At 44.6% G+C, this 4,872-nt stretch carries 5 protein-coding genes; 3 read left to right on the top strand and 2 right to left on the bottom strand.

Going from position 1 to position 4,872, the window contains the following annotated elements; all coding sequences use genetic code 11:
* Positions 1-59 precede the first annotated feature (59 nt).
* On the bottom strand, positions 60-929 hold the full coding sequence (locus tag B4J23_RS02830) for an SDR family oxidoreductase (protein WP_180104872.1): 870 nt from the start codon (positions 927-929) through the stop codon (positions 60-62).
* 378 nt (positions 930-1,307) lie between these two features.
* Between B4J23_RS02830 and B4J23_RS02825 the strand changes: the two genes are divergently transcribed.
* From B4J23_RS02825 to B4J23_RS02815, 3 genes are read left to right on the top strand one after another with little or no spacing between them, the layout of a single operon-like run.
* A complete protein-coding gene (locus tag B4J23_RS02825) occupies positions 1,308-2,531 on the top strand; it encodes an efflux RND transporter periplasmic adaptor subunit (protein ID WP_291358703.1) in 1,224 nt (407 codons plus the stop codon).
* Entirely contained in the window at positions 2,528-3,751 is a 1,224-nt protein-coding gene (locus tag B4J23_RS02820; RefSeq protein WP_291358702.1) for an ABC transporter permease, read from the top strand. The genes B4J23_RS02825 and B4J23_RS02820 overlap by 4 nt, the downstream gene beginning before the upstream one ends.
* Positions 3,744-4,475, top strand: a complete 732-nt coding sequence (locus B4J23_RS02815) for an ABC transporter ATP-binding protein (RefSeq protein WP_125279884.1) — start codon at positions 3,744-3,746, stop codon at positions 4,473-4,475. The genes B4J23_RS02820 and B4J23_RS02815 overlap by 8 nt, the downstream gene beginning before the upstream one ends.
* Before the next feature lie 63 nt (positions 4,476-4,538).
* On the opposite strand, the gene B4J23_RS02810 is transcribed toward B4J23_RS02815, so the two are convergent.
* On the bottom strand, positions 4,539-4,850 hold the full coding sequence (locus B4J23_RS02810; protein ID WP_125278654.1) for an ArsR/SmtB family transcription factor: 312 nt from the start codon (positions 4,848-4,850) through the stop codon (positions 4,539-4,541).
* Positions 4,851-4,872: the final 22 nt, after the last annotated feature.

Here is a 4,872-nt window from a genome sequence, read left to right as displayed (position 1 = left end):
ATATTTTAGAAAAAAGTAGATAACAGCTAGAAAGGCTGTTATCTACTTTCAAACTTTGATTAGCCGTTAATAATACTGCCGCCATTTACATGAATGACCTGACCTGAAATATAGCTAGCTTCTTCACTGGCCAGAAATAAATAGGCAGGAGCGACTTCACTCGGTTGTCCCATACGTCCCATTGGTGTCTGTTTACCAAAATCTTCCAGTTGTTCTTCATCAAAGCTACTTGGAATGAGTGGTGTCCAGATTGGGCCTGGTGCAACACCATTCACACGAATTCCGGTTTTATTTTTCGCCAGATTGGTAGATAAGCTGCGGGTAAAAGAAGTAATCGCACCTTTGGTGCTTGAATAGTCTATCAGTGTGTCATGTCCATGATAGCTGGTGATACTGGTGGTATTGATAATACTGTCACCTGCCTGCATATGTGGAAGTACCGCCTGAGTCAGATGGAACATGGACAGGATATTGACATTGAAGGTCTTGAATAACTGGTCTGGAGAAATATCGGTAATACTGTCCTGCGGATACTGCACACCTGCATTATTTACCAGAATATTAATGGTTTTAAATTCCTGAAGGGTCTGCTCAACCATTTTCTTGATTTCATCAGGATGCTGTAAATCGCATTGAATCAGCAGACAACGTCGTCCTTCTGCTTCAACCATTTTTTTGGTATCAAGCGCATCCTGATCTTCATCCAGATAGCAAATGGCAATATCAGCACCTTCGCGGGCAAATAATACTGATACAGAGCGACCAATCCCGCTGTCACCACCTGTAATGAGTGCTACTTTGCCTTTTAATTTATCGCTACCTTTATAATTCTCTTTAATGACTTCCGGGGTAGGATCCATTTTAGTCTGGTCACCCGGTTGATGGGCTTGGGTTTCAGTTGAAGCTGGAGTTTCAGGATAGTTATTCATATTTTTTCCTTGATTGCTCTTGAGGAAAAAATATATTAGGAGCTTTTAGTTGGGATTAAATTAGACTCAACATTTCATAACAGAACCTCTGCAGGATTTAGCATTTATTCATTTAGCTTAAATTGACACTTTAGAACTGCCTGTTTTAGTTATTTAAAGTCGACTTCTAGAATGAAATATCGGGTTTCTTTTTAAGGAAAAGAGCGATAAGCAGGAATATACCTTCAGTGGATTACAGAAGAGTTAAGTCTATTTAGGAACCAATCTGCAAAATAAAACCAATAACTTATTTACAACCAAATAAATCTAAAATATACAGCTAGATAAGCTACAAGTATTTCTTTACAACTGCGCTTTTAACCAGAATGGAGAAGCACATTGCGCGCTATCCGCTATAAATATATTGTCCTGATCCTTTTACTTTTGCTCGTTGCATTTGGTGTATTTCGCTGGTGGCAAGGGCCACAAGTCACAGGTTATACCTTAGAGCCGATGCCGCTGGTGCAATCAGTGGTTGCCACCGGGCAGGTCATCACCGTTTCACGTGCTCAAGTCGGTAGTGAAGTAACCGGCGTGGTACTAGAACGTCGGGTCAAGGAAGGCGATCGGGTCAAACCGGGCGATTTGCTAGTTGTACTTAAATCGGATGAACTGGCAGCCCAAGTTCGTCAGGCAGAAGTCGCATTGAATGAACTGGCAACCAATCGCCGTCCACAAGCCTCAGCAGAATTAGCTTCAGCAAAAGCTCAGCTGGAACAGGCCAGCCGTGAAGCGACGCGTCGTCGCAATGCCGAAGCAGGCATCCTTTCGGCAGAAGAAATTGAACAGGCTGTAGAGGCAGAAAGGGTAGCACGCAATAATTATGAAACTGTGCGTTTAAAAGCAGCTGCACTGGCACCTGGTCAGGTAGAGGAGGCTTCATTGCGTGAGCAGCTTTCTGTAGCACAGGCTCAACTGGCTAAAACTAAAATCCGGGCAACTGTTGCTGGAACGGTGCTGACCCGTGATGTTGAGCCTGGCGATCTGGTTCAGCCAGGACGTACCTTATTTACCATTGCAATGGATGGTAATACCGAAATCCGTGTACCACTGGATGAACGTAATCTGTCACGACTGGCGTTGTCCCAGAAAGCGACTGCAATTGCCGATGCTTACCCGGATAAACCTTTCCCAGCCCGGATTAATTTTATTGCACCGAGTATCGATCCTCAACGCGGCACGGTAGAAGTGCGTCTATCGGTTGATCCGGTACCTGATTTCCTGCGTCAGGATATGACGGTATCGGTTAATGTCGAGACAGGTCGCCGTGATCGTACCTTAGCGATTCCGAATGATGCGCTAGGGAAAGTACAGGGCGATCAGGCCACCGTATTACTGGTACGTGATAGCAAAATCCAGCGACAAAAAGTGAAACTGGGTCTGCGCGGACTTGCCATGTCTGAAGTGATTTCCGGTTTAAAATTGGGTGACCAGGTACTGTCAGATGCAACTTCAACTTTAAAAGATGGCACACGAGTTCGATTTAAGCCCGAAGAAATCAACTATGCCGACCAGAATAATGATGCCAGCAATAAAAATGAATTACCGGTGAAATTCGAGTGAAAAAATTACTAGGGCGTCTCTGGATTGAATGGAAGATCGCAATCAGTTTTTTGCGAGAAGGCCGAATGCAGTCTCTGATGATTACAGTGGGTGTTGCTGTAGGGGTGTCTGTGATTGTTTTTATCTCGGCACTGATACAGGGCTTGCAGTCTAATATCATCGAAAGGACTTTAGGGACACAGGCGCATATCCGTTTACTGTCCCCCGATGAAGTGAACCAAGTTATACCCGCACCCGCAGGCACTGTGCAGCTGGTTCTAGAAGATAAACGGGCCCAAAGACTACGCTCTATCAATAATTGGCAAGAGGTCGTGACGACCTTGGATCAGGTGCCTTTATTGACAGCTGTTTCTCCAGTAGTTTCTGGACCTGCATTCGCACAGCGTGGTGAAGCTCAGGAATCGGTTGCGCTGGTGGGCATGGATCCAGAACGTTATCAGAAAATAATTCCACTCAAAGAATCTATGATCAGTGGGCAGTTACGTGTCGGTGCAGATGATGTAATGATTGGCAGTCAGCTGGCTAAAGATCTGGGTGTACAGGTGGGTAGCAAATTACGATTAGACACCGGTCAGGACAACAGTACTGTCGTAAATATTGCCGGGATTTTTGAACTTGGAGTACGTGAGCTGGATTCGCGCTATGTCTATATGGATTTAAAACAGGCACAGTCTTTACTCAGCCTGCCAGGCGGGATCACTGTAATCGACCTGACGGTAAAAGATATTTTTGAAGCAGAAAATATTGCAACGCAGGTCGGGCGTTTGACTTCCTTACAGGCAGAAAGCTGGATTAAAACCAATGGACAGTTAATGAATGCCATCTCAGCACAAAGTCTTTCCACCAATATGATTATTATTTTTGTGGCCATCTCCGTCGCTTTTGGTATTGCCAGCGTCTTGTCAGTCAGTGTCGTACAACGGACTCGTGAAATTGGCATCTTAAGGGCAACAGGGGCCACACAAAGACAAATCCTGCGCGTTTTCCTGTTTCAAGGCGCAATTTTTGGCTTGTTGGGGTCTATTATCGGCAGTGCAGTCAGTTATTTGCTGGTCTGGATCTTTAATGAATTTGGCCCAGGCCTGTTCTATATCCCAATTTCAATCAATCTGCTATTGCTGGCTTTATTGCTGGCCACATTGACTGGTGTAGTGGCAGCGGCTATACCATCCCGTCGTGCTGCGGCACTTGATCCTGTGGAGGCGATTCGTCATGTCTGATTCATCGAATGAGGTTCTGCGGCTGGAAGCTCTACGTAAATCCTATAATATTGGTCAGCCTAATGAAGTCGAAGTTCTGCATGGCATTGATTTGTGTATTGAACGTAATGACTTTGCAGCACTAATTGGTCCTTCAGGCTCGGGGAAAAGTACTTTATTGAATATTCTGGGTCTATTGGACCAGCCAACTAGCGGTGAACTATATCTGCTTGGTCAACCCACCAGCCGTATGGATGACGCTGCACGTACCGCATTACGCGGCAGCAGTATTGGATTTGTATTTCAGTTTCATCATCTGATTCAAGCTTTTAATGCATTAGACAATGTCCTAATGCCGTTAATGATGGCACATGGTAAACCGGATCAAAAAGCTCTAGACCGCGCTCATGAACTTCTGGCTGCAGTCGGGCTGGAAAAGTATGCACATCGAAAACCGAATGAGCTTTCCGGCGGGCAACAACAGCGTGTTGCAATTGCTCGGGCACTGATTACAGAACCCGCCTTGTTACTGGCCGATGAACCGACCGGGAACCTGGATACCCAGACCGCGTCTGAAGTTTTTGAACTGTTTCGTAAAGTAAATAAGGAACAGGGCTGTGCCATTTTGCTGGTGACTCATGATCCGCGCTTGTCTGTTAGTTGTGATCGCACCATCAAGTTAGTTGACGGCCTGATTCAAAGTGATACCAGAACAGCTCCAGCAGATATTCCTGAAAATACTTAATTTTTAAATATTTTAAGAATTTGTATTCTCCAATTATGGATAAATAAAGATTTTTCTTATCACTTAAGCCTTGCAATAAAGCTGATACAAGGTTTGCATCAGGGTAAGTACTTTGGGGTCGGAAAGCTGATAGAAAATCTGCTTTCCTTCACGACGCGTGCTGACCATTTCAGCTTTTCGCAGTACCGTAAGTTGTTGTGAGAGAGTGGGTTGGTGAATATCTGTTTGTAGCTCAATCTGTTGCACATTCATTTCACTATCGACCAGTACACATAGAATTTTCAGTCGGTCAGAATTCGACAACACTTTTAAGCGTTCGCTTACCACATGAGCCTGAGAAAAATCAATACGTGTCTGAGTTTCATCTGCTGTCATATAAAAACCTGTATTTGTATTA

Source organism: Acinetobacter sp. UBA3025 (assembly GCF_002367915.1).
GTDB lineage: Bacteria > Pseudomonadota > Gammaproteobacteria > Pseudomonadales > Moraxellaceae > Acinetobacter.
The sequence above is the reverse complement of the archived record's forward strand: the minus strand, read 5'-3'. Positions and strand labels throughout refer to the sequence as shown.

Excerpts from the sequence above, each read along its gene's own strand:
- B4J23_RS02830 (WP_180104872.1), bottom strand. The coding sequence starts at position 929 with ATGAATAACTATCCTGAAACTCCAGCTTCAACTGAAACCCAAGCCCAT.
- B4J23_RS02815 (WP_125279884.1), top strand. The coding sequence starts at position 3,744 with ATGTCTGATTCATCGAATGAGGTTCTGCGGCTGGAAGCTCTACGTAAA.
- B4J23_RS02810 (WP_125278654.1), bottom strand. The coding sequence starts at position 4,850 with ATGACAGCAGATGAAACTCAGACACGTATTGATTTTTCTCAGGCTCAT.